Origin of the sequence: Diaphorobacter nitroreducens (genome assembly GCF_002214645.1) — a bacterium.
GTDB classification, from domain to species: Bacteria; Pseudomonadota; Gammaproteobacteria; order Burkholderiales; family Burkholderiaceae_C; genus Diaphorobacter; species Diaphorobacter nitroreducens.
Genome location: NZ_CP016278.1, coordinates 3,822,213 through 3,848,003, shown reverse-complemented (window position 1 = coordinate 3,848,003; position 25,791 = coordinate 3,822,213). Strand labels below are relative to the sequence as shown.

At 68.7% G+C, this 25,791-nt stretch carries 22 protein-coding genes and 1 riboswitch; of the genes, 8 read left to right on the top strand and 14 right to left on the bottom strand.

From position 1 onward, the window contains the following. The first annotated feature begins 68 nt into the window (after window positions 1-68). On the top strand, window positions 69-656 hold the full coding sequence (locus BA022_RS17985; protein ID WP_088888354.1) for a YqiA/YcfP family alpha/beta fold hydrolase: 588 nt from the start codon (window positions 69-71) through the stop codon (window positions 654-656). On the opposite strand, the gene BA022_RS17980 is transcribed toward BA022_RS17985, so the two are convergent. The 4 genes from BA022_RS17980 to BA022_RS17965 form a co-directional block, all read right to left on the bottom strand. Further along, complete coding sequence (locus BA022_RS17980; protein ID WP_088888353.1) at window positions 657-2,210, bottom strand: PglL family O-oligosaccharyltransferase; 1,554 nt, start codon at window positions 2,208-2,210, stop codon at window positions 657-659. A gap of 146 nt (window positions 2,211-2,356) precedes the next feature. Further along, window positions 2,357-2,752 carry a c-type cytochrome gene (locus BA022_RS17975; RefSeq protein ID WP_228403655.1) on the bottom strand — a complete coding sequence of 132 codons (396 nt, stop codon included), beginning with the start codon at window positions 2,750-2,752 and terminating at the stop codon, window positions 2,357-2,359. A 71-nt stretch (window positions 2,753-2,823) separates the two neighbouring features. Beyond that, window positions 2,824-3,411: a ferritin-like domain-containing protein gene (locus BA022_RS17970; RefSeq protein ID WP_088888665.1), complete on the bottom strand. Its 588-nt coding sequence runs from the start codon at window positions 3,409-3,411 to the stop codon at window positions 2,824-2,826. 109 nt (window positions 3,412-3,520) lie between these two features. Then, entirely contained in the window at window positions 3,521-4,252 is a 732-nt protein-coding gene (locus BA022_RS17965) for an RNA polymerase sigma factor (protein ID WP_088888351.1), read from the bottom strand. A gap of 128 nt (window positions 4,253-4,380) precedes the next feature. Here BA022_RS17965 and BA022_RS17960 point away from each other — a divergent pair, with 128 nt between their 5' ends. The 5 genes from BA022_RS17960 (at window position 4,381) to ruvC (ending at window position 9,706) form a co-directional block, all read left to right on the top strand. Then, entirely contained in the window at window positions 4,381-6,552 is a 2,172-nt protein-coding gene (locus BA022_RS17960) for a ribonuclease catalytic domain-containing protein (RefSeq protein WP_088888350.1), read from the top strand. Between the two features lie 79 nt (window positions 6,553-6,631). Beyond that, window positions 6,632-7,492 carry an energy transducer TonB gene (locus BA022_RS17955; protein WP_015914250.1) on the top strand — a complete coding sequence of 287 codons (861 nt, stop codon included), beginning with the start codon at window positions 6,632-6,634 and terminating at the stop codon, window positions 7,490-7,492. Continuing rightward, window positions 7,492-8,340, top strand: coding sequence for a shikimate dehydrogenase (aroE, locus tag BA022_RS17950; RefSeq protein WP_088888349.1), 849 nt, complete (start codon window positions 7,492-7,494; stop codon window positions 8,338-8,340). Before BA022_RS17955 ends, aroE begins: the two co-directional genes overlap by 1 nt. Before the next feature lie 3 nt (window positions 8,341-8,343). Continuing rightward, window positions 8,344-9,066, top strand: a complete 723-nt coding sequence (gene mtgA, locus BA022_RS17945) for a monofunctional biosynthetic peptidoglycan transglycosylase (RefSeq protein WP_088888348.1) — start codon at window positions 8,344-8,346, stop codon at window positions 9,064-9,066. 79 nt (window positions 9,067-9,145) lie between these two features. Further along, window positions 9,146-9,706: a crossover junction endodeoxyribonuclease RuvC gene (gene ruvC, locus BA022_RS17940; protein WP_015914253.1), complete on the top strand. Its 561-nt coding sequence runs from the start codon at window positions 9,146-9,148 to the stop codon at window positions 9,704-9,706. A gap of 36 nt (window positions 9,707-9,742) precedes the next feature. Here ruvC and BA022_RS17935 read toward each other — a convergent pair whose 3' ends face one another. Next, window positions 9,743-11,395 (bottom strand): methyl-accepting chemotaxis protein, encoded by a 1,653-nt coding sequence (locus tag BA022_RS17935; protein ID WP_088888347.1) that lies wholly within the window; start codon window positions 11,393-11,395, stop codon window positions 9,743-9,745. 254 nt (window positions 11,396-11,649) lie between these two features. Here BA022_RS17935 and BA022_RS17930 point away from each other — a divergent pair, with 254 nt between their 5' ends. Beyond that, on the top strand, window positions 11,650-13,275 hold the full coding sequence (locus BA022_RS17930) for a methyl-accepting chemotaxis protein (protein ID WP_088888346.1): 1,626 nt from the start codon (window positions 11,650-11,652) through the stop codon (window positions 13,273-13,275). Window positions 13,276-13,326: 51 nt separating this feature from the next. Here BA022_RS17930 and thiC read toward each other — a convergent pair whose 3' ends face one another. From thiC to lpxC, 3 genes are all read right to left on the bottom strand, one after another. Further along, window positions 13,327-15,171, bottom strand: coding sequence for a phosphomethylpyrimidine synthase ThiC (gene thiC / locus BA022_RS17925; protein ID WP_088888664.1), 1,845 nt, complete (start codon window positions 15,169-15,171; stop codon window positions 13,327-13,329). A 101-nt stretch (window positions 15,172-15,272) separates the two neighbouring features. Beyond that, window positions 15,273-15,382: riboswitch (TPP riboswitch) on the bottom strand. A gap of 33 nt (window positions 15,383-15,415) precedes the next feature. Next, window positions 15,416-15,592, bottom strand: coding sequence for a hypothetical protein (locus BA022_RS19385; protein WP_011806756.1), 177 nt, complete (start codon window positions 15,590-15,592; stop codon window positions 15,416-15,418). A gap of 18 nt (window positions 15,593-15,610) precedes the next feature. Then, window positions 15,611-16,534, bottom strand: a complete 924-nt coding sequence (gene lpxC / locus BA022_RS17920; RefSeq protein ID WP_088888345.1) for a UDP-3-O-acyl-N-acetylglucosamine deacetylase — start codon at window positions 16,532-16,534, stop codon at window positions 15,611-15,613. 219 nt (window positions 16,535-16,753) lie between these two features. On the opposite strand from lpxC, the gene BA022_RS17915 reads away from it, so the two are divergent. Continuing rightward, window positions 16,754-18,493, top strand: a complete 1,740-nt coding sequence (locus tag BA022_RS17915; RefSeq protein ID WP_088888344.1) for a methyl-accepting chemotaxis protein — start codon at window positions 16,754-16,756, stop codon at window positions 18,491-18,493. 141 nt (window positions 18,494-18,634) lie between these two features. On the opposite strand, the gene ftsZ is transcribed toward BA022_RS17915, so the two are convergent. The 6 genes from ftsZ to murG all read right to left on the bottom strand — a co-directional run bounded on the left by ftsZ (window position 18,635) and on the right by murG (window position 25,728). After that, window positions 18,635-19,864 carry a cell division protein FtsZ gene (gene ftsZ, locus BA022_RS17910; RefSeq protein WP_011806759.1) on the bottom strand — a complete coding sequence of 410 codons (1,230 nt, stop codon included), beginning with the start codon at window positions 19,862-19,864 and terminating at the stop codon, window positions 18,635-18,637. 162 nt (window positions 19,865-20,026) lie between these two features. Then, window positions 20,027-21,256 carry a cell division protein FtsA gene (ftsA, locus tag BA022_RS17905; RefSeq protein WP_015914259.1) on the bottom strand — a complete coding sequence of 410 codons (1,230 nt, stop codon included), beginning with the start codon at window positions 21,254-21,256 and terminating at the stop codon, window positions 20,027-20,029. 17 nt (window positions 21,257-21,273) lie between these two features. Continuing rightward, window positions 21,274-22,107, bottom strand: coding sequence for a cell division protein FtsQ/DivIB (locus BA022_RS17900; RefSeq protein ID WP_015914260.1), 834 nt, complete (start codon window positions 22,105-22,107; stop codon window positions 21,274-21,276). Continuing rightward, the gene (locus tag BA022_RS17895) at window positions 22,104-23,102 is read right to left on the bottom strand and encodes a D-alanine--D-alanine ligase (protein ID WP_015914261.1); all 999 of its coding nucleotides are present in this window, start codon (window positions 23,100-23,102) and stop codon (window positions 22,104-22,106) included. The genes BA022_RS17900 and BA022_RS17895 overlap by 4 nt, the downstream gene beginning before the upstream one ends. After that, window positions 23,099-24,532: a UDP-N-acetylmuramate--L-alanine ligase gene (gene murC, locus BA022_RS17890; RefSeq protein WP_088888343.1), complete on the bottom strand. Its 1,434-nt coding sequence runs from the start codon at window positions 24,530-24,532 to the stop codon at window positions 23,099-23,101. The genes BA022_RS17895 and murC overlap by 4 nt, the downstream gene beginning before the upstream one ends. Next, window positions 24,529-25,728: an undecaprenyldiphospho-muramoylpentapeptide beta-N-acetylglucosaminyltransferase gene (gene murG / locus BA022_RS17885; RefSeq protein WP_088888342.1), complete on the bottom strand. Its 1,200-nt coding sequence runs from the start codon at window positions 25,726-25,728 to the stop codon at window positions 24,529-24,531. The genes murC and murG overlap by 4 nt, the downstream gene beginning before the upstream one ends. Window positions 25,729-25,791: the final 63 nt, after the last annotated feature.

Below are 25,791 nucleotides of genomic sequence, written 5' to 3'. Positions count from 1 at the left end.
ACGCATCATCCACCAAAAACCGTTGCCGGACCGGCACTTGCCTTTCGACAGCGCCGACGCTGACAGCCATGCCCACCACCCACCTGCTGTACCTGCACGGCTTTCGCTCCTCGCCCCAGTCCACCAAGGCCCGCCAGGTGGCCGCGCACGTGGCCCAGCACCACCCGGGCGTAACGTTCTGGTGCCCACAGCTGCCCCCTTCGCCGCGCGCGGCGATGGCGCTGGTCGCAGGCGGCATCGCCACCTGGCCACAGGGACCGGGCATGGCGGTGGTCGGCTCGTCGCTCGGCGGCTACTACGCCAGCTGGGTGGCGCAACAGGCGCGCTGTACCAGCGTGCTGCTCAACCCCGCCGTCCACCCCGCGCGCGACCTGGAACGCTACATCGGCGAGCAGACCGCGTGGCACAACCCCGAAGAGCGGTTCTTCTTCCGCCCCGAGTACATCGCCGAGCTGCAGGCGCTGGACGTGCGCCACCTGCCGCCCGCGGGGCCGGAGCTGCTGATCGCCGCGCAGGGTGACGAACTGCTGGACTGGCGCGAGATGGTCGCGCGCTACCCGCAAGCCACCCAGCGCGTACTGCCCGGCGGCGACCACGCGCTGAGCGACTTCGCCCAGCACCTGCCCGAGGTGCTGGCGTTCTGCGACCTGGTCTGATCAGCGCTCCAGCGGCGGGCCACCGGAAGGCTGGCCGCGCTGCCAGCGCCCGAAGTCGTACGGATAGGCGCGGCGGTAGCGGTCGGTGTGCAGCGCCACCTCGTCCTCGCGGCCCAGCAGCCGCGCGCTGGCGATGAGCTTCTCGATCACGCGCGGCTCGGGCGAGTAGTGCAGCAGTTGCAGCGCCAGGGCATGCATCTCGGCCGCATTGGCGGGCGTGACCACCGCAGTGGTGAGTTGCGCGAACTGCGCTGGCGCACGGAAGAGCCACACCTGCCGCGCTGCGTCGGCAGCCGTCAGCGCGCGCAGCGCCGCGGGCCGCTCGGCCGTGGGACGGTACAGCGCGCTCACGCGCGCGTAGTCCCGTACCAGTACGAACCCCATGGCCGGTGCCGCCAGCAGTGCCACGCCCGCCACCACCGCACCCACGGGGCGCCAGCGCGCCGCACGCGACAGCCAGGGCGCCAGCAGCACCAGCACGGCCAGCGCGGTGGCCAGTTGGAACGGCCCGTACCACAGCGGGAACTCCAGCAGGCTGTGCACGCCCACAAGGGCCAGCACGCCCCAGGCCAGTTGGCGGTGGGGCTGCGCCTCGCGCCAGGGGCGCGCGCGCAGCGCGGCCCACAGCGGCACGCCGCACAGCAGCAGCGCAGCCGGCAGGCCCAGTTCCACCGCCAGATGCAGCGGCAGGTTGTGGGCGTTGTCCAGCAGCACGCAAAAACGCTCTCCCGCAAACGGGTGGATGTAGTGCGCGTAGTCCAGCTCGCCCCAGCCCCAGCCGGCCCAGGGCCGCTGGGCGATCAGCTCCAGCACGTTGGACCACAGCGTAGCGCGGCCGACGCAGGTCTGGGAGCCATCGGCCATCCGCATGAACAGGCCGTCCATGCGCATGCCCGTCCACCGCAGCAGCAGCTGCGGCAAGCCCCACGCCGCCACCGCATAAACCGCCAGCCCCACGCCGGCCATGCCCAGCGCCAGTGCGCCGCTGCTGCGCCGCCACACGGCGAGCAGCGCCAATACCACCAGCCACTCCAGCGCCCCCGTGCGCGAAGCCGTGGCCGCGCCCGCAGTGGCCAGCAGCACCATGGCCCAGGGCACCGCGACCGCCGCCAGCACCGGCCAGCGCGCGCCGCGCCCTCCCAGCACCGGGTTGCCGTCCACCTGCTCCTGCAGGCGCGCCACCCACCACAGCAGCGCCCACACGCCCAGCGCCAGCAACGTGGCCTGCTGGTTGCGCTGGCGCAAGTTGCCGAAGGCCAGGCCCGGGCTGGAGGCATGCACCCACGGCGCCCACCCCGGGTCGCCCATGAAGAACTGCACCAGGCCGATGGCCGCGGCCACCAGCGCCGCCAGCAGCAGACCCGCCGCCAGATGGGCGCCCAGGCGCGCGGCACTGGGACGCCAGGCGCCGCACCAGGCCAGCGCCGCCAGCAGCCAGGCGCAGGCGCCGCTGGCCAGCAGCGGCCAAAAGTTGGAATACGGAGCCTCGGTAATGCCAAAGACGAAGGGCAGCGCCATCGCCAGGACCGCCAGCGGCGCGAAATCAGGACGCATGGCGGGGCGGTGGTGCAAATGCGATCGTGGACGTCATGGTGGCGCCCATCATAGGCGCCGCCATGGCACCAGCCGCACTTCAAGCCAAAAATGCCTCCAGCGCTTTTGTAGCAAGCGCTGGCAGCTATCAAAGGCAGAGCAATGGACTACCTGAGGGTGCAGGCGCTCCCCGGCTGCGTGGCCTGGCGCAGCCAGGCGATGAGCGCCGCACGCTCGCCATCGTCCTTCACGCCCGCGTAGCCCATGGACGTGCCGGGCACGGTGGCTGGCGGGTCCTTCAGAAAGCGCTGCAGCGTGCGCTCGTCCCAGACGATGCCGCTGGCCCGCATGGCTGGGGAATAGCCCTCGAAACCCGGCGCCGTGCCCGCGCGGCGGCCGAACAGGCCGCAGTGCTGAGGCCCCGTGCGGTGGCCCTCGATGGCGTGGCAGCCCGCGCAGCGCGCGTAGATCTGCTGGCCGCGTGCCAGTTGGGCCGCGTCAGGCGCCATGGGCTGGGGCGCGGCCGGCGCTTGCGTTGCCGGCGCGGGCCCGGCGACCGCCATGCCCGCAGCTCCAAGCGCCAATCCGCCCACCAATGCCCAGGCCCGCATGCCCCCACCCGCCTGGACGCGGGTCACGACAGGAACGCCGAGGGCACCGGCGCCTCAGCCAGGGCCTGGCGCAGTACGGCCCAGTGCATGGCCTCATCGCCCAAGATGCTGGCGGCCACCTGCGCCAGGGCACGGTCGGCAAACAGCGGCACCGCGCCCAGGTAGGCCGACACGGCGCCGCGCTCCAGTCCGGCGGCAAAGCGCAGCACGTCGGCTTCGGCCTTGAGCTTGTCGGTCGGGAAGCCGTACTGCGCCTTGGCCTGCACAGGCTTGCCGCCCATCTTCTGCACGGCGCCGGCGATCGCGTCGGCATGCTCCTTGTGGTGGCCCTGGAACTGCTGCGCCAGGGGCAGCACGCCGGAGGTGAGCAGACCGCTCTCGGCGCCCACCTGGTAGGCGGCCACGGCCTCGTACTCCGCCGCCAGTGCGGTGTTGAGGATGCGCACGTCGGCCTCATGCTGCCGCGCATCGGTCTTGGCAGCGGCGGCAAGCGCGTCGCGCCCACCCAGCAACGCCACGGCCGAGGCCGAGAGCACGGCCGCGCCCAACGTGCGACGGCGCGCGAGCAGCGCAGAAGTAGAAGGAGGCAGGAAGAAGGAAGAGCGGTTCATGGTCATCTCCTTGAAGAAAAGGGACAAGGGCCGCGCCGGCGGCGCGGGTAATCGGCGCGGCGCACAGCGGCGCACGGGCCATAGGCGTGGGCGGGGTGGCGCCGGCCCGTCAGGCCAGCAGCCCGCGCCGCGCCAGTGCGTCCAGCACCTGCTGCACGACCTGGTCGCAGCGCGCGCCCGCAAACGGAAAGACGCTGTCGGCGCAGGCCTCCGCCCGCGCGCCCAGCGCGTCGCGCAACATGGCGCGCGAGCGCAGGTAGCGGGTACGCACCAGCTCTTCGCTGATGTCCAGGCAAAAGGCCGCCTCCTGCACGCTCATCTCCTGCACGGCACGCAGGAGGAACACGCTGCGGTACAGCGGCGGCAGGCTGTGCACGGCCGACTCCAGCAGGGCGCGCAACTGGGCACGCGCAAATGCCTGGTCGGGTGCGTCGTCGGGCGGGGCGAAATAGGACATGGCATCCTCCGGCTGCGGCTCCTGGTCGCTGGCCTGCGCGGGGTCGATGGCCACGCTGCGCGCACGCCGGCGCAAGACGTCCAAGGCCGTGCGCAGGCAGATGCGCGCCAGCCAGGTGCCCAGCGCGGCATCGCCGCGGAAGGCCCGCAGCCGCGTGAAGGCGCGCAAATAGGCCTCCTGCACCACGTCCTGCGCCTCGGCGTCGTCATGCACCACGCCGCGCGCGGCGCGAAACATCAGCCGGTTGTGGCGCCGCATGATGGCGGCGAAGGCTCCCGCCTCGCCGGCGAGGGCGCGTGTCACCAAGGCCGCGTCCGCCGCACGGTCGGCGATGGGGATGGCAGTGACAACCGCCGCCTGCGGTAAGTCCTCGGATGGGTGCATGGCTCGCCTCGCTTTCGTTGAGACCCTTTGCCCATTGGACGCACGCCGAAGGCCTGGCGTGACAAACACCCGCAATCACCTGCCGCGAACAGGGGCGCTGCCCGCCGCCATGGGAAAATCGCGCCCCTATGCATGCACTGTTCGACGAAGCCGGCAAGTTCCTGGCCGGCCGCATCCTCTCCGAAGCCGAAAGCTCGGCACAGATTGAGCTCGACTCGGGTAAACGCGTCAAGGTCAAGGCCGCCAACATCCTGTTGAAGTTCGACAAGCCCGCCCCGGCCGAGCTGCTGGCGCAGGCGCGCGAGATCGCCGCCGGCGTGGAGCTTCCGCTGGCCTGGGAGTTCGCGCCCGAGGAGGAGTTCGGCTTCGCCGAGTTGGCGCGCGACTATTTTTCTGCCCAGGCGCCGGTGACCGAGCAAGCCGGCATGCTGGTGGCGCTGTTCGAGGCGCCGCACTACTTCCGCCGCGCGGGCAAGGGGCGTTTTCGCAAGGCGTCGGCCGAGGTGCTGCAGCAGGCCCTCGCCGCCATCGAGAAGAAAAAGCAGATCCAGGCGCAGATCGACGCCTGGGCCGCCGAGCTCGTCGCCGGCACCTGCCCGCAGCCCGTGCGCGAGCAGCTCTACAAAATTCTGTTCCGCCCCGACAAGAACGCGCCCGAGTACAAGGCCGTGGTCGAGGCCAGCCGCAGCGCGCAGAAGGCTCCGCTGGACCTGTTGCAGGCCGCGGGTGCGATCGACTCCAGCTACCAGTTCCACTGGAAGCGGTTTTTGTTCGACAACTTCCCCAAGGGCACGGGCTTTCCCCAGCTGGCGGCACCCCAGCCGCCGGCCGACCTGCCGCTGGCGGATGTGCAGGCCTATTCCATCGACGATTCGGCCACCACCGAGATCGACGACGCCCTGTCGGTACAGGGCCTGGGCACCGGCACCGTGACGCTGGGCATCCACATTGCCGCGCCGGGCCTGGCGATCCAACCCGGGGGCGACCTGGACAAGCTGGGGCGCACGCGCCTGTCCACCGTCTACATGCCGGGCTACAAGATCACCATGCTGCCCGACGAGGTGGTGCAGATCTACACGCTGGACGAGGGCCGCGCCAACCCGGCCGTGTCGCTGTATGTGACGATCGACGAGGCCACGCTGGCCATCACCGCCACCGAGACGCGCCTGGAGCGCGTGCCCGTAACGGTGAACCTGCGCCACGACCAGCTGGACCACATCGTGACGGAAGAGTGGTTGGCCGACCCAACCATTCAACATGAAAACACGCCACAGGCCTTGCTGGATCTGCGCGAGCAGCTCTCCTTTTTGCACCGACTGGCCAAGCAGCTCAAGGCCCAGCGCGAAGTCGTGCGCGGCAAGCCCGAAACCTTCAACCGCCCCGACTACACCTTCCGGCTGAGCGCCGCCCGGCCGCCCGAAGGCGCGAACGCCCCCGCGGGGGGCAGCGCAGCCAGCGAAGCGGCAAGCGTGGGGGCCCACAAGCCCCGCAACGACGGCGCCGAGCCCAACGGCAGCGAAACGGTGGACATCACCACCCGCAAGCGCGGCGCGCCGCTGGACCTGATCGTGGCCGAGGCCGCCATCGTCGCCAACAGCACCTGGGGCAACATGCTGGCCGAGCACGGCGTGCCCGGCATCTACCGCAGCCAGGCCAGCCTGGCGCCGGGGGTCAAGGTGCGCATGTCCACGAAGGCGCTGCCGCACGCCGGCATCGGCGTGAAGAGCTACGCCTGGGCCACCTCGCCGCTGCGCCGCTACGTGGACCTGGTGAACCAGTGGCAGATCATTGCCTGCGCGCGCCACGGCAAGACAGCTGCACTGGCCGCACCGTTCAAGCCCAAGGACGCGGAGCTGTTCTCCATCATCAGCAGCTTCGATGCCGCCTACAGCGCCTACAACGGCTACCAGGCCGGCATGGAGCGCTTCTGGACGCTCAAGTACCTGCAGCAGAACCAGATCACCGAGCTGGACGCCACCGTGTTCAAGGAAGGGCCGAACGGCAGCTTCCTGGTGCGCGCCGACACCCTGCCACTGGTGCTGCCCGTGCTGGGCGCGCAGCAACTGCCGCGCGGCGCACGCGTGCGCGTCAAGCTCGGCGAGATCGACGAGATCACGCTGGACGTGGCGGGCACCCTGGTGGCGCGCCTGGACGACCCGCTGGATGCCAGCGACGACGGCCCGGTGGACGAGGACGAGGGCGACGAGGAGGCCGTGGCCGGCCCGATCGCCATCGCGGTCGATGTCAACGAGGCCGAGGGCGAGGGCGCCGGCGGCACCGCTGATAATCGGGCGCCGTGACAACCGCTCCCTTGCTCCACCGCCATGCAGCGCGCCGCCCTACAGGGGCGCCGCGGCCTGCAGTGATGGCGGCCCGACGATGAAAATCTCCACCCTGCTTCAACGCCTGACGACGCTGCAGATCGCGCTGGGCGTCTCCATCGCCGTGCATGCCGCACTGCTCACGGTGCGCTTCGTGGACCCCGAGAGCTTCAACCGCGTGTTCCAGGACACGCCGCTGGAGGTGATCCTGGTCAACGCGCAGTCCAACGAGCGCCCCGACAAGGCGCAGGCCATCGCGCAGGCGTCGCTGGCCGGTGGCGGCGAGGCCGCCAAGGGACGCGCCACCAGCCCCCTGCCCTACTCGGCCCTCACCACGATCGGCGACGACCTGGAAGAAGCCCAGCGCAAGATGGACCAAATGCTGGAGCAGCAGACCCAGATGCTGGCCCAGCTGCGCAAGCAGCTCGCCGTGCTGCCCGAGCCCGACCCGCGCAAGCCCAGCCAGAGCACCGACAGCCAGGCCCAGGACGAAAAGCGCCGCCAGCTGGTGAAGCTGCTGGCCGAGATCGAAAAGCGCATCAACGAGGAAAACGCCCGCCCGCGCAAGCGCTACATCAGCCCCGCCACGCGCGAGGAGGTGTATGCCGTGTACTACGACGCGCTGCGCCGCAAGGTCGAGGACAAGGGCACGCAGAACTTCCCCGAGCAGGGCGGCAAGAAGCTCTACGGCGAGCTGATCATGATCCTGACCGTGAACCATGACGGCCGCGTGCTGGCCACCGAGGTGGTGCAGGGCTCGGGCAACCGCCTGCTGGACCGCCGCGCCGAGGCCATCGCCCGCGCCGCGGGGCCCTTTGGCCACTTCGGCCCGGCGATGCGCGCCAAGGCCGATCAGATCGCCGTGGTCTCGCGCTTCAAGTTCACGCGCGACCAGACCCTGGAAACCGACCTGCGCTGATGACCGCCGCCGCCGACCTCTACTGCGTGATGGGCAACCCCATCGCCCATAGCCGCTCGCCGTGGATCCACGCGCGCTTTGCCCAACTGACGGGCCAGTCGCTGCACTACGAGCGCCGCCTGGTTCCACTGGACGGCTTCGCCCAGGCGCTGCAGAGCTTCGCCGCCGAAGGCGGGCGCGGCTGCAACATCACCGTGCCGTTCAAGCTGGAGGCCGCGCAGCTGGCCACCACGCGCAGCGAGCGCGTGCAGTTGGCCGGCGCGGCCAATACCCTCGTGTTCGACGGCGGCAACATCCATGCCGACAACACCGACGGCCTGGGTCTGGTGGCCGACATCACGCAAGGCGCGGGCGTTCCACTCGCCGGGCGCGACGTGTTGCTGGTGGGCGCGGGCGGCGCGGCCGCCGGCGTGCTGGGCCCGCTGCTGCGGCAGCAACCCCGGCGCATCGCCGTCGTGAACCGCACGCCCGCGCGCGCCCAGGCACTGGTGGACAGCCACGCCGCGCTCGCAGCGCTACAAAAAACAGAGCTACTGGCGCTGGACATGCAAGCGCCAGGGGCCGATTTCGATGTGATCATCAACGCCACGGCCAGCAGCCTGGAAGGCGGCCCGGTGCCCGTGCCCGCCAGCGTGCTGCGCCCCGGCAGCCTGGCCTACGACATGATGTACGGCCCGGCGGCGCAGCCCTTTCTGGACTGGGCCACGGCCCACGGCGCCACCGCGCGCGACGGGCTGGGCATGCTGGTGGAGCAGGCGGCCGAAGCGTTCCTGCTCTGGCGCGGCGTGCGCCCGCCGTCGGCCCCGGTGCTGCAGGAGCTGCGCGCGGCCATCGCCGCGGGGGCCTGAGGCATGCGGGGCGCACTGCGCTGGTGCATGCTGGTGCTGCTGGCACTGCTGGCGCTGCAGCTGTTCTTCGTGGCGCGCATCGCGGCCATGGCGGTGATCGACCCGGAATCCACCACCCTCCAGCGGTCCGAGGCCTGGGCGCAATGGTCCCAAGACAGCGGCGTGCGCTGGCGCCAGCAATGGGTGCCGTACGCACAGATATCCGACCACCTCAAGCGCGCGGTGGTCGCATCGGAGGACGACAACTTCGTCAACCACGACGGCGTGGACTGGGATGCCATCGAAAAGGCCTGGGAGCGCAATGCGCGCATCGAGGCGCAGCTGGCCGCCCGGCCGTCGGCCACAGGGCGCGCGCCCAAGATCCGCGGCGGCTCCACCATCACCCAGCAACTGGCCAAGAACCTGCTGCTGTCGGGCGAGCGCAACCTGGTGCGCAAGGGGCAGGAATTCGTGCTCACCCTGGCGCTGGAGCAGCTCCTGCCCAAGCAGCGCATCCTGGAGATCTACCTGAACAACGTGGAATGGGGGGCAGGCGTGTTCGGCGCCGAGGCCGCCGCGCAGCGCTACTTCGGCAAGAGCGCACGCCAGCTCACCGCGCCCGAGGCCGCGCGCCTGGCCGTGATGCTGCCGGCGCCCAAACGCTTCGAGAAGGCGCCCGGCTCGGCCTACCTGGCCGGGCGCACGCGCGCGCTGCTGGCGCGCATGGGGCGCAGCGAGTTGCCCTGAACCACGTGTCATTTATACAAGCAATATCGGCCTCCAGGCCAATAGCAGCAAGCGCGAACAGCTATAAATTTAATAGTCCATGAGAATCCTTGGCATCGACCCCGGACTGCAGACCACGGGCTTCGGCGTGGTGGACGTGGACGGCCATCGCCTGCGCTACGTGGCCAGCGGCACCATCCGCACCACGGGGCGCGCCACGGGCCTCGCGCTGGGGGATCTGCCGGGCCGGCTCAAGGTGCTGTTCGACGGCGTGAGCGAGGTGGCCGCGCGCTACCAGCCCAGCACGGCGGCGGTGGAAATCATCTTCGTCAACGTCAACCCGCAGTCCACGCTGCTGTTGGGCCAGGCGCGCGGCGCGGCGCTCACCGCGCTGGTGAATGCCAATCTGCCCGTGGCCGAATACACCGCGCTGCAGATGAAGAAGGCCGTGGTAGGCCACGGCCGCGCGGCCAAGTCGCAGGTGCAGGAGATGGTGCGCCGTCTGCTGGAGTTGCCCGGCCTGCCGGGCACCGACGCCGCCGACGCCCTGGGCCTGGCCATCACCCACGCGCATGCCGGCGCGGCCATGGCCCGCGTGGGCGAGGTCGCGCAGCTCACGCGGCGCCAGCACGCCATGTACAAGGCCGGGCGCAGTTACTGAACGACTGAACGCGGCCCTTGCCTCTGGGGCCTTTCCCTACGCAGCAAGCGCGGGCAAGCCAACGTCCTTCTCCGCCATTTCCCGCGCGGCGGTTGCGCGCGCCAACGCCACGGCCCCCGGCTGCGGCGCGCTGCCCTGCAGCTTGAAGCGGCTGACCGCCTCGGTCAGTCGGCCGGCCTGGTCGCGCAGCGACTGCGACGCGGCTGCGGACTCTTCCACCAGCGCGGCGTTCTGCTGCGTCATCTGATCCAGGTGGCTGACCGATTGGCCTACCTGGCCAATGCTGCCCGCCTGCTCGGCGGCCGCGCTGGTGATCTCGGCCACGATGTCGGAAACCCGGCGCACGCTGGCCACGATCTCGGTCATGGTCTCGCCCGCCTGCGCCACCAGGCGCGAGCCGCCCTCCACCCGCTCGACAGAGGCGCCGATCAGCGCCTTGATTTCCTTGGCGGCGTCGGCGCTACGTTGCGCCAGGCTGCGCACCTCGCTGGCCACGACGGCGAAGCCCCGGCCCTGTTCGCCGGCGCGCGCGGCCTCCACGGCGGCATTGAGTGCCAGGATGTTGGTCTGGAACGCGATGGAGTCGATCACGCCCGTGATGTCGCCGATGCGCCGCGAGCTGTCGGAAATCTCGCCCATGGTCTGCACCACCTTCGCAACCACCGCGCCGCCGCGCACCGCCACCTCGGCCGCGTTGGCCGCCAGCCCGCTGGCCTGGCGGGACGATTCGGCACTGTGCTGCACCGTGCCGGTGAGCAACTCCATGGACGAGGCGGTCTGCTGCAGGCTGGCGGCGGTCTGCTCGGTGCGCTGGCTCAGGTCCTGGTTGCCCAGGGCTATCTCGTCACTGGCCGTGGCGATGCTGCCCGCAGCCTGCTGCACCTGGCCCACCAGGGTGCGCAGCGCATCCTGCATGCGGCCCATGGCAGCGACGAGGCTGCCGATCTCGTCACGTTGGCGGGACTGCACCGCATGCGACAGGTCGCCCGCGGCAATACGCTCGGCCAGCGCGCGCGCCTGCTCCAGCGATTGCGTGATGGAACGCACGCTGAACAACGTCAGCGGCACCAGCACCGCCAACCCCAACAGCACGGCTGCAGCAATCAGCGTGGACATGGTGGCGGTGCGCTGGTCCAGGGCGGCGCGCGCCTCTTCCATGTGGCCGCGCGCCTGCGTGGCCAGGCTGGCCAGCAGGGCATCGGTGGTGTCCATGTGGGCCTTGAAACGTTCGGCATACGCCCCCGCGCCCGCGCCGTCGAGCAGGGCACGCTCGATCTGGTCGAAGATCGGCACGAGCCCGCCTTCGTACTGCCCGACCTCGGCCAGCGCCTTGTCCAGTGCACCCGTGAATTCCGCGTTGCCGGCCTGCACCTCGCGCACCTGCGCCATGCTCTTGCGCAGCGCATCCAACTGGCGGCTCCAGCCCTCACGCAGCGCCTGTACCTCCACGGCGTTGTTGAAGTTGATGATGATGTCCTTCTCGGCACGGCGCAGGTGCCCCAAGCCGGTGCGAAGTTCGGCCATGTCGGTGAGCGTTTGCACCTGCCGCGCAAACAGCTCTTGCAGCGTGCTGCGCGAGCGGTCGAGCGCAACGTAGCCCAGAGCGCCCACTGCAGTCAGCAGGACCAGGGAAAAAGTCGTGGCGAAATACAGCCGCGCGCGAATGGAAAGCTGCCCCAGAACCCTCATGGCATTCCTTTGCTGAACATGATGACCGGCGTGTGCAAGTTCCACGCCATGGCAGAGATACCGCCTCGTGGGCGGACCGGAATGCAACTGTATGTTGCAAGCGCTCCATTCCATGGCAGGGTATTCACGGCCCCGTTGTCTCTGGAGAGACGGGGCTTAGGCAGCGCGGCAAGGCATGGTCGGAAAACATATTGTCACAATCTTTGTCCATAGTGCGGTTCGGCCCTAGGGCTTTGGTCACCCCGAACACGCGCATGTCCTTCTCTTCTTCCCCTACCCGCTCTCTTTCCATCGGCCCGCTGGGTCGCCGGCTGCTGGGCCTGTTCATGACGGTGCTGGCGCTGAGTCTGGTCGGCTCGGCCATCGGCGTGTGGTCGCTGCGGCACATCGGCCAGTCGACGGACGATATGGTTCAGCACAGCGTGGCCAACGAACGACTGGTAGCCGACGCCTATCGGCTGCAGGCCATCAATGCCGAGCGCTACAAGGCCGTGGCCTTGAGTTCAGAACCCGAGGTGGGGCAAGCCATCGGCGCCGACATTGCCGCTACGCAGCAGCAGTACGACAGGCTGGTAGCCACCCTGGCACAGCGGCTGGCCGGCACAGCCGACGAGGAACTGCTGTCCCGCGTGAAGGCGCGGGCCGCCGACTTCCACGAGGCCCAGGCCGCACTGGTGCAGGCACGCGACTTCGGCCTCACGTCACGCATTCAGCAGGTGTATGGCGAGCGCTTCCTGCCCGCGTCCCAGGCATTGCTGGGGTCGCTGGAGGCGCTCACGCAGTCGCAGCGCCAGTCCATCGACACGGCCGCCCTGGCCGTGGGCGGCTGGAGCCTGCGGGCGCGCTGGTCGCTGCTGGCGTTCGGCAGCCTGTCCCTGGTGATGGGCACCCTGCTCGCGCTGTGGCTGGTGCGCAGCATCACGCGGCCCATTGCACTGGCCAGCGACACCGCGCAGCGTGTTGCGGGGCTGGACCTGCGCCAGGACATCGTGGGCCACGACCGGGATGAAACCGGGCACATGCTGACGTCCCTGTCGGTCATGCAGTCCGCGCTACGCAGCCTGGCGGGACAGGTGAGCACCTCCGTGCACAGCCTGCACACGGCTTCGTCCGAGATGGCCAACGGCAACGCCCACCTGTCCACCCGCACCGAGGAGGCCGCAGCCAGCCTGCAGGAAACGGCCGCCGCGCTGGAGCATGTGACACGCGCCGTTCAACAATCGGCCGAGACCGCCGAGCATGCCGAGGCACGCGCCGCACAGGCGGCAGCCACCGCGCACGAAGGCAGCAACGTGGTGACGCGCATGGAGCAGACCATGCAGCAAGTGGCCCACAGCGCGCACCAGATCGGCGACATCACGGGCATGATCGACTCGATCGCGTTCCAGACCAACATCCTGGCGTTGAACGCCGCGGTGGAAGCCGCACGTGCCGGCGAACAGGGCCGCGGTTTCGCGGTAGTGGCCAGCGAAGTGCGCAGCCTGGCGAACCGCTCGGCCGAGGCCGCGCGCGAGATCAAGGCATTGATCCAGGCGTCCGTGCAGCAGGTGGATGCCGGCGCCACCCTGGCCGCTGATGCGGGGCGGACCATGGAGCAGGTGGTAGCGGCCATCCAGGACGCCGCACGCACGATGGCCGACATACGCTCCAGCCACCATGCGCAGCAGCAGGACATCCTCTCCATCCACTCGGCCCTGTCCCGGCTGGACCAGATGACCCAGCAGAACGCTGCCCTCGTGGAAGAGTCCGCGGCCGCCACCGAGAGCTTGCGCGGCCAGGCCCATGAGCTGGCGGCGCAGGTCAGCCGCTTCCGCCTGCCGGGTGAACTGGCGCACGCACTGCCGTCGCCCATGCCCACCCGGCTGCTGGCCGCGGCCTGATACGGCCACTTGGAGCCGGCCTGGCATGACAGGCCGGCGGCTTTGCGTGGGTCAGTCGGCGCGGTGGATGGGCACGTAGAGCTCGCCGCCCGTGCGGTTGAACTCCTCTGCCTTGGACTGCAGGCCCTGTTGGGCGAATTCGCGCACTTCCTGCGTGATCTTCATCGAGCAGAACTTCGGCCCGCACATGGAGCAGAAGTGCGCTACCTTGGCGCTGTCCTTGGGCAGGGTCTCGTCGTGGTACTCCTTGGCCGTATCGGGGTCCAGGCCCAGGTTGAACTGGTCCTGCCAGCGGAAGTCGAACCGCGCCTGGCTCAGCGCGTCGTCGCGCGCACGGGCACCCGGATGCCCCTTGGCGACGTCGGCCGCGTGGGCCGCGATCTTGTAGGCAATGATGCCCTGCTTGACATCGTCGCGGTCGGGCAGGCCCAGGTGCTCCTTGGGCGTCACGTAGCACAGCATGGCCGTGCCCATCCAGCCGATCATGGCGGCACCGATGGCGCTGGCGATGTGGTCGTAGCCGGGGGCGATGTCGATGGTCAGCGGGCCCAGGGTGTAGAACGGCGCCTCGTGGCAGGTCTTGAGCTGCTCCGTCATGTTGGCCTGGATCATGTGCATGGGCACGTGGCCGGGGCCTTCGATCATGGTCTGCACGTCGTGCTTCCAGGCAATCTGCGTCAGCTCGCCCAGCGTGTGCAGCTCGGCAAACTGGGCTTCGTCGTTGGCGTCCGAGGCGCAGCCCGGACGCAGGCCGTCGCCCAGGCTGAACGACACGTCGTACGCCTTCATGATGTCGCAAATGTCCTCAAAGTGCGTGTAGAGGAAGCTCTCCTTGTGGTGCGCCATGCACCACTTGGCCATGATGGAGCCGCCACGCGACACGATGCCCGTGCGGCGCGCGGCGGTGAGCTGGATGTAGGCCAGGCGCACGCCCGCGTGGATGGTGAAATAGTCCACGCCCTGCTCGGCCTGCTCGATCAGCGTGTCGCGGAAGATCTCCCAGGTCAGGTCCTCGGCAATGCCGCCGACCTTTTCCAGCGCCTGGTAGATAGGCACCGTGCCGATGGGCACGGGCGAGTTGCGCACGATCCAGTCGCGCGTGGTGTGTATGTTCTTGCCGGTGGACAGGTCCATCACGTTGTCGGCGCCCCAGCGGATGGCCCAGACGAGCTTCTCCACCTCTTCCTCGATGCTCGACGTGACGGCGGAGTTGCCGATGTTGGCGTTGATCTTCACCTTGAAGTTGCGCCCGATGGCCATGGGCTCCACTTCGGGGTGGTTGATGTTGGCGGGAATGATGGCGCGGCCACGGGCGACCTCGTCGCGCACGAACTCGGGCGTGATGATTTTCGGAATGCTCGCACCCAGTGGGTTGCCGGCCAGGCGCTGCTCACGTGCGGCGTCCTGCATGTACTGCTGCATCCACTCACGGCGACCGTTCTCGCGCAAGGCCACGTATTCCATCTCGGGAGTGACGATGCCCTTCTTCGCGTAGTGCATCTGCGTGACGTTGGCGCCGATCCTGGCGCGCAGCGGCTGGCGCTGCAGCGCCGCAGCCTCGGCGCGCAGCTGGGCCAGTCGGTCGCCATCCTCGGCCTTCTGGCCGTCGTCCAGCGCCTTGCGCACGCGACCCTCATAGCCCTCGGTGTCACCGCGCGCGGCAATCCATTCGCCCCGCACGCTCGCCAGGCCCTTGCGCACGTCGATCTGCACGGCAGGATCGGTATAGGGGCCGGACGTGTCGTACACGCTCACCACTTCGCCGTTGGTGAGCTGAATGTCGCGCACCGGCACGCGCAGCCCGGGCTGGCTGCCGGCGAGGTAGGACTTGGTGGAAGCGGGAAAGGGTTCGCGCGTGAGCGCAAGCAGGCTGGCGAACTTGTCGGGGGCATTCATGGCGGGCAGCTCCTTCATCGGTGGGATGGATGGAAGTGCTCCGCTATCGATCGGATGGACGGACGGAGCACGACCCTTCTTGCGGGTGTACCCGTTCCCCCCTATCCAACTGCAGCTCTTCTTACGCTGGTATGAACCAGATCAAGTTCGCGGTTCCGGCGGTCAGGTCCGCCATCTCAGCACGCCGTTACGTGCACCCCGGAGCGGGGCCGAGTATAGGCGACTTGACCGCCAGCAAGGCGCCTTACAGCAGACGCTCGAGGATCAGCACCAGGAAGAACATGGACGCCGCGATGACGGTCCATTTGACGATGACCAGTCCAAAACGCTTGTAGCGCTGCTGTCCCGTAGCGGCGAAAAAGGCAAACGACACGCCGGCAGCCAGCAGCAGCAGAAGGACAGCCCATCGGAAGATCAACATGCGCGCGTCCCTCGTCCGTTACCAGGCACGCACCGGCTGTGTGAAACCTGCGGGCGCCTGGCGCTCATTCTCGAAGGTCACGATCTCCCACGCATCCTCATGGGCCAACAGTTCGCGCAACAGCAGATTGTTCATGGCGTGGCCCGAGCGGAAGGCACTATAGGCCGCCAGCAGAGGCTTGCCCACGAGGTACAGGTCGCCCATGGCATCGAGGATCTTGTGGCGGGCGAACTCGGCGTCGTAGCGCAGGCCATCGGCGTTGAGCACCTTGTAGTCGTCCATGACGATGGCGTTGTCCAGCCCGCCACCCAGCGCCAGGCCACTGGAGCGCAGCATCTCTACGTCCTTCGTGAAGCCGAAGGTGCGGGCGCGCGCAATGTCGCGCGCGTAGTTGCCTTCGCCCAGATCGAACTCCACGCTCTGTCCCGTGGAGTCCACGGCGGGGTGGGCGAAGTCGATGTCGAAGCGCAGCTTGAAACCATGGTACGGCTCCAGCCGCGCCCACTTGAGCTGCTGGCCCGTGCCTTCACGCACTTCCACGGGGCGCTTGACCCGTATGAAGCGCTTGGGCGCATTCTGCAACTCCACCCCCGCGCTTTGCAGCAGGAACACGAAGGAAGCAGACGATCCGTCGAGGATCGGCACCTCCTCCGCCGTGATGTCGATGTAGAGGTTGTCCAGCCCCAGCCCTGCGCAGGCCGACATGAGGTGCTCCACGGTATGCACCTTCGCACCACCAGCGCCAATGGTCGAGGCCATGCGCGTATCCACGACGGCCGTGGCGGTAATGGGAATATCCACCGGCTCCGGCAGATCCACGCGGCGGAACACGATCCCCGTGTCCGGCTGTGCCGGGCGCAACGTCAACTCGACCCGCTGGCCGCTGTGCAGGCCTACGCCCACGGCGCGGGTCAGGGTCTTGATGGTACGTTGCTGAAGCATCCGCCGATTTTAGGCCGCCAGACACGGGCCGGCAGTACCCCTTTTCTATGACGTTGATAGCAGCGAAACGTTCTGCCGCCTGCGCTGCGCGTCGATCTGCAGAAGCTCTCACATAGGACAACGAGCGCGTCGCCGAACAAAATTGGAACAAATGCGATAATTATGTTAATAAATGTTTACAAAACTCGCCATTTTGGCGAATTTCGGAGAAGCCCCCCCATGACCAAGCTCAGCCTCAAGATGAAGATTCTTGCCATGCTGGGAACGGCGCTGCTCGCGCTGATCGTGATGTCTACCCTGTCGTTGCTGCAGGAGCGCAAGCTCATCATCGACGCCCGCAAGGAAACCCTGACCACCGCCGTGCAGACGGCGCACAGCATCGTCGCCGCTTACAAGGAAGCGGCCGACAAGGGCGCGATGAGCGTAGCGGACGCGCAGAAGGCCGCCAAGGAAGCCCTGCGCCTGTCGCGCTACGGCGGCGCGGAAGGCAAGACCGAGTATTTCTACATCTGGACCATGGACAGCCGCGGCGTGATGCATCCCATCAAGCCCGAGTGGGAAGGCCAGGACATGGCCGGCAAGCTCAAGGACGGCGATGGCAACGACCTGCTCAAACAGATCACGGACGCACTGCAGCGCAGCAAGGATGGCAAGGCGTATGTCTCTGCCAGGTTCATGCGCCCTGGCGAGCAGACGCTCGCACCCAAGCTGCAATACGCCGTGCGCATCGATGGATGGAACTGGATGGTGGGCTCCGGCCTGTACACCGACGATATCGATGCCGCAGTGCACCAGGCGCTGCTGACCGACCTGCTGGTGGTCGCGCTCGTCACCCTTGCCGTGGGAGTGGTCGGTTTTGCGGTGTTCCGCTCGGTGGTGCGCCAGATCGGCGGCGAACCTGCCCACGCCATGAGCGTCATGTCGGAAGTCGCGCAGGGCCATCTGGACACCGCTATCCCTCCCGCGCCCGCGGGATCGCTGATGGATGGACTGTCGCAGATGGTGGCCTCGCTGCGCCGCCTCGTGGTCGAGGTGCGCAGCGCCTCAGACAGCATTGCCACCGCGGCCAGCGAGATCGCGCAGGGCAACAACGACCTGGCCCATCGCACCGAGGACACGGCCAGCAACCTGCAGGCCACGGCCAGCAGCATGGAAGAGCTCTCCAGCACGGTGCGCCAGACCTCCGACGCCACCCAGACCGCCAACCAACTGGCCGCATCGGCCGCGCAGGTGGCGGCACGCGGCGGGGACGTGGTATCCCAGGTGGTGAGCACCATGGAAGGCATCAACGCCAGCAGCGGCAAGATCAGCGACATCATCGGCGTGATCGACGGTATCGCCTTCCAGACCAACATCCTGGCGCTCAACGCTGCCGTGGAGGCCGCACGCGCCGGCGAACAAGGCCGGGGCTTTGCCGTGGTGGCCGGAGAAGTCCGCACGCTCGCGCAGCGCAGTGCGCAAGCCGCCAAGGAGATCAAGGCGTTGATCAACGATTCGGTGGAAAAGGTCCGCTCCGGCACGACACTGGTGGACAGCGCCGGCAGCACCATGACCGAGATCGTCAGCAGCGTTCAGCGGGTGACGGACATCATTGGCGAAGTGCGCGCCGCCACCTCCGAGCAAAGCCAGGGCATTGCCCAGGTCAGCACCGCCATGCACCAGCTTGACCAGATGACGCAGCAGAACTCCGCGCTGGTGGAGGAATCCACCGCCGCGGCGGCCAGCCTGCGCGAGCAGGCCATGAAGCTGACGGACGTGGTGGCGCTGTTCCGCGTGCAGGCAGGCGAGGTACAGCGGCCCCGCCCCGCCACGGCAACCACGCGTGCTGCACCCCCCGCGGCGCGCCCGGCCGCAAGCGCACCTCGCGCTTTGTCCACTCCCGCGGCACCCGCGCTACAGGCCAAGCCCGCCAAGGCGCCCGGCGCCGGCCCGGACGACGGCGACTGGGAGTCGTTCTGACGCCTATCCGAGCGGCGCCCGCAGGCGCCTGCGCGCGCCGTGTAGCGCACGTCATGCGGATGAGCGACCACACATGAAAAAGCCGCTGGCACGCCAGCGGCTTTTTCATTCAGGCACCTTGGTCGTGGCGCCGGTGGAGCTTCAGTCCGCCTGCTTGCGCAGGAAGGCCGGAATCTCCAGTTCATCCATGCCGCCCGAAGACAGCGCATCCACGCGCGCCGTGGCCACGGAACGGTTGGTGCGCCAGACGCTCGGCACGGCCATGCTGCCGTAGTCGGCCTGGGCCGCACCGCCCACCATGCCGGCGGAAACTCCGACCGCTGCGCCGGCCATGGGCATCTGGTACGCCACGTTGTCCGTGCCGGTGCGCAGGCTGCCCTGCACCACCTGCATGGGCTGGCGGCGCGCGTTCTGGCGCGACAGGCCCGTGGCCACCACGGTCACGCGGATCTCGTCACCCAGCGTGTCGTCGTATGCCGCACCGAAGATCACATGCGCGTCCGGCGAGGCGTAGGCGTTGATGGTGTTCATTGCCAGCCGCGATTCGGCCAGCTTGAGGCTGCCCTTGCTGGCCGTGACCAGCACCAGCACGCCCTTGGCGCCCGACAGGTCGATACCTTCGAGCAGCGGGCAGGCGATGGCCTGCTCGGCTGCAATGCGCGCGCGATCCGGGCCGCTGGCCGTGGCCGTGCCCATCATCGCCTTGCCGGGCTCGCCCATCACGGTGCGCACGTCCTCGAAGTCCACGTTCACCTGGCCGTACTCATTGATGATCTCGGCGATACCGCCGACCGCGTTCTTGAGCACATCGTTGGCGTGCGCGAAGGCTTCTTCCTGGGTGATGTCATCGCCCAGCACCTCCAGCAGCTTCTCGTTGAGCACGACGATCAGCGAGTCGACGTTGGCTTCGAGCTCGGCCAGTCCATCGTCGGCGTTCTTCATGCGGCGCCCGCCCTCCCAGTCGAAGGGCTTGGTGACCACGCCCACCGTGAGGATGCCCATCTCCTTGGCCACGCGCGCGATCACGGGCGCAGCGCCCGTGCCCGTGCCGCCGCCCATGCCGGCGGTAATGAACAGCATGTGCGAGCCCTGGATGGCCTGGCGGATGTCCTCCTGCGCAGCCTCGGCGGCCTCGCGGCCCTTGTCGGGCTTGCTGCCCGCGCCCAAGCCGCTTGCGCCCAGTTGGATGGTGCGATGCGCCGTGCTGCGGGTGAGCGCCTGCGCGTCGGTGTTGGCCGTGACGAACTCCACGCCCTGCACGTTGCGCGAGATCATGTGCTCGACGGCGTTGCCGCCGCCCCCGCCGACACCGATCACCTTGATCTGCGTGCCCTGGTTGAACTCTTCGGACTCGATCATTTCGATGGTCATGATGGTGCTCCTGAAACTTGGGTTGTGATTTGCAATTGCCGTAGGTTGGTGTTTGTTAGGGGACGGTCATTGCCGTCGGGCGGAGGCGCGGTACTTCGCCATCGCCCGCGGCGCCGCGGCGGCGGACTGGCGCGTGCCATCCAGAGCGGGGGGAAGGTCATGTCAGAAGTTCCCCACGATGAAGTCCTTGAACCGGCCAAATGCGGTCTTCACCGACCCGCTCTTGGCTGCCACCTTGAAGCCGCGCAGGCGCGCCAGGCGCGCCTCTTCCAGCAGGCCCATGACGGTAGCGGCGCGCGGCTGGGCAATCATGTCGGCCAGCGCGCTGGAGTACTTCGGGATGCCGCGGCGCACGGGCTTGAGGAAGATGTCCTCGCCCAGCTCCACCATGCCCGGCATGACGGAGCTGCCGCCCGTGATCACGATGCCCGAGGACAGCACCTCCTCATAGCCGGACTCGCGGATCACCTGCTGCACCAGCGAGAAGATCTCCTCCACGCGCGGTTCGATCACACCCGCCAGCGCCTGCTTGGACAGCATGCGCGGGCTGCGGTCGCCCAGGCCCGGCACCTCGACCTGCGCCTCAGGGTCGGCGAGCAACTGCTTGGCGTAGCCGCTCTCCACCTTGATGTCCTCGGCGTCCTTGGTGGGTGTGCGCAGCGCCATCGCGATATCGCTGGTGATCAGGTCGCCCGCGATCGGGATCACCGCCGTGTGGCGGATCGCCCCCCCGGTGAAGATGGCCACATCGGTGGTGCCCGCGCCAATGTCCACCACGGCCACGCCCAGTTCGCGCTCGTCATCGGTAAGGACGGCCTGGCTGCTCGCCAGCGGGTTCAGCATCAGCTGCTCCACTTCCAGGCCGCAGCGGCGCACGCACTTGATGATGTTCTCGGCCGCGCTCTGCGCGCCGGTCACGATGTGGATCTTGGCCTCCAGGCGGATGCCGCTCATGCCGATGGGCTCTTTGACATCCTGCCCGTCGATCACGAATTCCTGCGGCTCCACCAGCAGCAGCCGCTGATCGCTGGAGATGTTGATGGCCTTGGCCGTTTCCACCACGCGCGCCACGTCCGCCGGCGTGACCTCCTTGTCCTTCACCGCCACCATGCCGCTGGAGTTGAGGCCGCGGATATGGCTGCCCGTGATGCCGGTATAGACGCGCTGGATCTTGCAGTCGGCCATCAACTCGGCCTCCTTCAGCGCCTGCTGGATGCTCTGCACCGTGGCGTCGATGTTCACCACCACGCCGCGCTTCAAGCCATTGCTGGGGGCTACGCCCAGGCCGGCCAGCTTCAGCTCGCCCCCGGGCAGCACTTCAGCGACGACTGCCATGACCTTGGCGGTGCCGATGTCCAGCCCCACGACCACGTCTTTGTATTCTCTTGCCATAGTTCTTTGTCCTGCCCTCAGTTGTTCTGCCCCGCCCTGCGCGCACGCGACGCCGCGCGCAGCGCAGCCGCCTTCTGTGCGTCCGTACTCACGGTGGTGACGCCGCGCAGGCGCAGCGCATAGCCGCTTTCATGCCGCAAGTCGGCGTACTCCAGCGCATCCACGCGACGCCCCTGCCGTTGCGCCACGTCCGGCAGCGTGTGCACCAAACGCGACACGCGCTGCATCAGCAATTGCGTCGAGCCACTCCCCAGCTCCAGCACCGCACCGCTGTCCAGCGTGACCCGCCAGCCTCCATTCCCCGTGAGCTGCAACGAGTCGATGCCGGAACCCAGCGGCGCCAACGCGGGCGCCAGCTGGCGGTACATCTGCAGCAACTCCGCGGAGCGCTCGGGCGTGCCCATCAGGCGCGGCAGGTTGTCTTGCTCCAGGTCGCCCGCGTCGGCTTCAAAGACCTCGCCCCGGCTATTGACCAGGGTGTCGCTGCCTTCGGCGCCCCAGTAGGCGACCACGTCGTGCTCCTGCAGCTGCACGCGCAGGCCACTGGGGAACTCGCGTCGCACATAGGCCTGCCGCACCCAGGGCACCTGCTCGAAGGCGCGGCGCGCGGCCTGCAAGTCGATGGTGAAGAAGTTGCCCACGAGTTGCGGCGCAACGTTGGCACGCAGGCTCAACGCGCTGGTGTGCACGAGGTCGCCCTCCACCACGATGCGCCCGATCGAAAACGCAGGATGGCGCAGCAGCCAGCCTCCGCCCACCGCCAGCACGGCCAGGGCGCAGCCCAGGAACAGGACCGTAGCGGTCATGTTCATGAGGCGAACGTCCAGCGGTGCGGGCAGCGTGTTGTTCATACCGGCTCCCGTCCTCCTGCCGCACCGGCCCGGCCCTGCAGCGCGTCCAGCGACGCGCTCGCCAGGATGCGCAGGCACAGGTCGGGGTAGCTGATGCCGCTGGCATTGGCCGACATCGGCACCAGCGAGTGACCGGTCATGCCGGGCGAGGTGTTGATTTCCAGCAGGAAGGGCTTGCGGTCGCTCGCGCGGATCATGATGTCGGCGCGCGCCCAGCCGCGGCAACCCAGCGTACGGTAAGCCTGCACGACGATGCGCTGGATCTCGCGCTCCTCGGCCTCGGGCAGGCCGCTCGGGCAGTGGTACTGCGTGACGTCGGTGAAGTACTTGTTCTGGTAGTCGTAGTTGCCTTGCGGCGCCTCGATGCGGATCACCGGCAGCGCGCGCGCCTCGGCGCCTTGGCCCAGTATGGGACAGGTGGTCTCGTCACCATCGATGAACTGCTCGCACAGCACCTCGGGGTCATGCTGCGCGGCCAGCCGATACGCCTGTTCGCACTGCCCCAGCGAAGTGACCTTGGTCAGGCCGATGGTGGAGCCCTCGCGCGAGGGCTTGACGATCATCGGCGCGCCCAGCTCCTGGAAGGCCTGGGCCGTCTCCGCACTGCTGGACACCAGGCGCCAGTCTGGCGTGGGCAGGCCGTCCGCGCGCCAGATGCGCTTGGTCATGATCTTGTCCATGGCGATGCTGGACGCCATCACGCCGGGACCGGTGTACGGAATGCCCAGCAGCTCCAGCGCGCCCTGCACCGTACCGTCCTCGCCATGGCGGCCGTGCAGCGCGATGAAGCAGCGGCTGTAGCCGTGGGCCTTGAGCTCCGACAGATCACTGTGCGCGGGGTCGAACGCATGCGCGTCCACGCCGCGCGAGCGCAGCGCCTGCAGCACGCCGCCGCCCGACATCAGCGACACCTCACGCTCGGCCGACGTGCCCCCCATGAGCACGGCCACTTTGCCCAGCGCCTTCACATCAATCTTGGGGTCATTTTGGCTCATTGCGCCCGTCCTTCCTGCGCTAGCAGCTCATTTTTTTGTAGCAAATCAACCACCTTGGCGGGTACGCCACCGATCGAGCCCGCCCCCATGCACAGCACCACATCGCCATCCCGGGCGCCCGCGGCAATGCGCTGCGGCATGTCGGCCACGTTGTCGATGAACACCGGCTCCACCGTGCCGGCCACGCGCAGTGCGCGCGCCAGCGACCGGCCGTCGGCCGCCACGATGGGCGCCTCGCCCGCGGCATAGACCTCGGTCAGCAGCACCGCGTCGGCTGTGCCCAGCACCTTGACGAAGTCCTCGAAGCAGTCGCGCGTGCGGCTGTAGCGGTGCGGCTGGAAGGCCAGCACCAGGCGCCGCCCCGGATACGCCCCGCGCGCGGCCGCAAGCGTGGCCGCCATCTCCACAGGGTGGTGCCCGTAGTCCTCGATGAGCGTGAAGTGCCCCCCGCCCTGCGCGGGCAGGTCGCCGTGGCGCTGGAAGCGCCGACCCACCCCGGTGAAACCGGCGAGTGCGCGCAGCAGGGCCTCGTCGGGCAGGTTCAGCTCGGCCGCCACGGCGATCACCGCCAGGGCGTTGAGCACGTTGTGCTCGCCGGCCAGGTTGAGCACGACCTGCAGGTCCGGCAGCGTCACGCCGTTGCGCCGCTGCACGGTGAAATGCATCTGCGTGCCCACGGCACGCACATCTACGGCGCGCACCTCGGCATCTTCGGACAGGCCGTAGCTCGTCACCGGGCAGGTCACCAGCGGCAGGATGTCGCGCACCGCTGGGTTGTCGATGCACAGGATGGCCGTGCCGTAAAACGGCATGCGGTGCAGGAAGTCCACGAACGCCTGCTTGAGCCGGCCGAAGTCGTGGCCGTAGGTCTCCATGTGATCGGCATCGATGTTGGTGACCACCGCCATCACGGGCAGCAGGTTGAGGAACGAGCCATCCGACTCGTCGGCCTCGACCACGATGTACTCGCCCTGGCCCAGCTTGGCATTGGTGCCCGCGCTGTTCAGCCGCCCGCCGATCACGAAGGTCGGGTCCAGCCCCGCCTCCCCCAGCACGCTGGCCACCAGGCTGGTGGTGGTGGTCTTGCCGTGTGCGCCGGCAATGGCGATGCCCTTGCGCAGGCGCATCAGCTCGGTCAGCATCAACGCGCGCGGCACCACGGGAATCTTGCGCTCACGCGCGGCCAGCACCTCGGGGTTGTCGGCCTGCACAGCGGTGGAGGTCACCACGGCGTCCGCACCAGCGATGTGCGCCGCCGCGTGGCCCACATGGGTGGCCACGCCCAATGACTGCAGGCGGCGCAGCGTGGGGCTGTCGGCCAGGTCGGAGCCGGAAACCACATAGCCCAGGTTGTGCAGCACCTCGGCAATGCCGCACATGCCGGAGCCACCGATGCCGACGAAGTGGATGTGGCGAATGGCCTGCTTCATCGTGCCAGCCTTTCACATGCCGCGACGATGTCGCGGGTTGCGTTGATCTTTCGCATCGTGCGTGCCTTTTGCGCCTTGGCCAGCAGCTCCTGGCGCTTCATGTTCTGCAGCATCTCGGCCAGGCCGTGGGCGGTCAGGTCGGCCTGCTGCACCAGCCAGCCCCCGCCCACCTTCACCAGGTACTGCGCGTTGGTGGTCTGGTGGTCGTCCACCGCGTGCGGGAATGGCACGAACACCGCCGCAGCCCCCACGGCCGCAATCTCCGTCACCGTGCTGGCGCCCGCGCGGCACAGCACCAGGTCCGCTTCGGCGAACGCGGCTGCGGTGTCCTCGATGAACGGCGTGAGCGTGGCCTCGACGCCCGCCGCCGCGTAGCTGCGGCGCAGCGCCTCGATCTGGGACTCTCCGCTCTGGTGGGTGACGATGGGGCGGTCCTGCTCATGGATCCATGCCAGCGCCTGGGGCACGATGTCGTTGAGCGCCTTGGCGCCCAGGCTGCCGCCCACCACCAGCAGGCGCAGCGGACCTTCGCGCCCGGCAAGGCGCCGCTCGGGACGGGGCTGGCGCGTGAAGGCGCGCCGCATGGGGTTGCCCACCCACTGCGCATCGGGCAGCACATTGGGAAAGGCCGTGTAGACCCGCGTGGCCAGCCGCGACAGCAGCTTGTTGGCCATTCCGGGCACGGAGTTCTGCTCGTGCAGCAGCAGCGGCTTGCGCGCCAGGCGCGCGGCAATGCCGCCAGGGAAGGTGACGTACCCGCCCAGACCGATCACCACGTCCGGCTGCAACCGGCGCACGACCGCGCGCGCCTGCAGGCATGCGCGTGCCAGCCGCAGCGGCAAGGCCAGCAGCGTCTTCAGACCCTTGCCGCGCACGCCGGAGAAGTCGATGGGCTCGAACGCGAAACCGCGCGGCGGCACCAGGCGCTCTTCCATGCTGCCGGGCGTGCCCAGCCAATGCACCTGCCAGCCACGTTCGCGCAGCGCCTCAGCCAGTGCCAGGCCAGGAAAGATATGTCCACCCGTTCCACCGGCCATGACCAGCGCCGTGCGTTGGCGCGCGGGAAGGGAGTGCGCAGAGCGCTCCAGGACCTGCGTCGCGGGAAAGTTGGACTGAACGCCCTCGCGCCGTCCGGCCCGCGCGCGCGCGGATCGCCCACGGCGGGGGTGCTGGCTGTGGCCGAAACGTGACGTCATGTCGGCGCTCCTGGTGCGCGGTGCGCGCGCAGGGGCATGGCAAGCCGGCAGTACCGACGCACT

Excerpts from the sequence above, each read along its gene's own strand:
- BA022_RS17985 (WP_088888354.1), top strand. The coding sequence starts at position 69 with ATGCCCACCACCCACCTGCTGTACCTGCACGGCTTTCGCTCCTCGCCC.
- BA022_RS17980 (WP_088888353.1), bottom strand. The coding sequence starts at position 2,210 with ATGCGTCCTGATTTCGCGCCGCTGGCGGTCCTGGCGATGGCGCTGCCC.
- BA022_RS17975 (WP_228403655.1), bottom strand. The coding sequence starts at position 2,752 with ATGGCGGTCGCCGGGCCCGCGCCGGCAACGCAAGCGCCGGCCGCGCCC.
- BA022_RS17970 (WP_088888665.1), bottom strand. The coding sequence starts at position 3,411 with ATGAACCGCTCTTCCTTCTTCCTGCCTCCTTCTACTTCTGCGCTGCTC.
- BA022_RS17965 (WP_088888351.1), bottom strand. The coding sequence starts at position 4,252 with ATGCACCCATCCGAGGACTTACCGCAGGCGGCGGTTGTCACTGCCATC.
- BA022_RS17960 (WP_088888350.1), top strand. The coding sequence starts at position 4,381 with ATGCATGCACTGTTCGACGAAGCCGGCAAGTTCCTGGCCGGCCGCATC.
- BA022_RS17955 (WP_015914250.1), top strand. The coding sequence starts at position 6,632 with ATGAAAATCTCCACCCTGCTTCAACGCCTGACGACGCTGCAGATCGCG.
- aroE (WP_088888349.1), top strand. The coding sequence starts at position 7,492 with ATGACCGCCGCCGCCGACCTCTACTGCGTGATGGGCAACCCCATCGCC.
- mtgA (WP_088888348.1), top strand. The coding sequence starts at position 8,344 with ATGCGGGGCGCACTGCGCTGGTGCATGCTGGTGCTGCTGGCACTGCTG.
- ruvC (WP_015914253.1), top strand. The coding sequence starts at position 9,146 with ATGAGAATCCTTGGCATCGACCCCGGACTGCAGACCACGGGCTTCGGC.
- BA022_RS17935 (WP_088888347.1), bottom strand. The coding sequence starts at position 11,395 with ATGAGGGTTCTGGGGCAGCTTTCCATTCGCGCGCGGCTGTATTTCGCC.
- BA022_RS17930 (WP_088888346.1), top strand. The coding sequence starts at position 11,650 with ATGTCCTTCTCTTCTTCCCCTACCCGCTCTCTTTCCATCGGCCCGCTG.
- thiC (WP_088888664.1), bottom strand. The coding sequence starts at position 15,171 with ATGAATGCCCCCGACAAGTTCGCCAGCCTGCTTGCGCTCACGCGCGAA.
- BA022_RS19385 (WP_011806756.1), bottom strand. The coding sequence starts at position 15,592 with ATGTTGATCTTCCGATGGGCTGTCCTTCTGCTGCTGCTGGCTGCCGGC.
- lpxC (WP_088888345.1), bottom strand. The coding sequence starts at position 16,534 with ATGCTTCAGCAACGTACCATCAAGACCCTGACCCGCGCCGTGGGCGTA.
- BA022_RS17915 (WP_088888344.1), top strand. The coding sequence starts at position 16,754 with ATGACCAAGCTCAGCCTCAAGATGAAGATTCTTGCCATGCTGGGAACG.
- ftsZ (WP_011806759.1), bottom strand. The coding sequence starts at position 19,864 with ATGACCATCGAAATGATCGAGTCCGAAGAGTTCAACCAGGGCACGCAG.
- ftsA (WP_015914259.1), bottom strand. The coding sequence starts at position 21,256 with ATGGCAAGAGAATACAAAGACGTGGTCGTGGGGCTGGACATCGGCACC.
- BA022_RS17900 (WP_015914260.1), bottom strand. The coding sequence starts at position 22,107 with ATGAACAACACGCTGCCCGCACCGCTGGACGTTCGCCTCATGAACATG.
- BA022_RS17895 (WP_015914261.1), bottom strand. The coding sequence starts at position 23,102 with ATGAGCCAAAATGACCCCAAGATTGATGTGAAGGCGCTGGGCAAAGTG.
- murC (WP_088888343.1), bottom strand. The coding sequence starts at position 24,532 with ATGAAGCAGGCCATTCGCCACATCCACTTCGTCGGCATCGGTGGCTCC.
- murG (WP_088888342.1), bottom strand. The coding sequence starts at position 25,728 with ATGACGTCACGTTTCGGCCACAGCCAGCACCCCCGCCGTGGGCGATCC.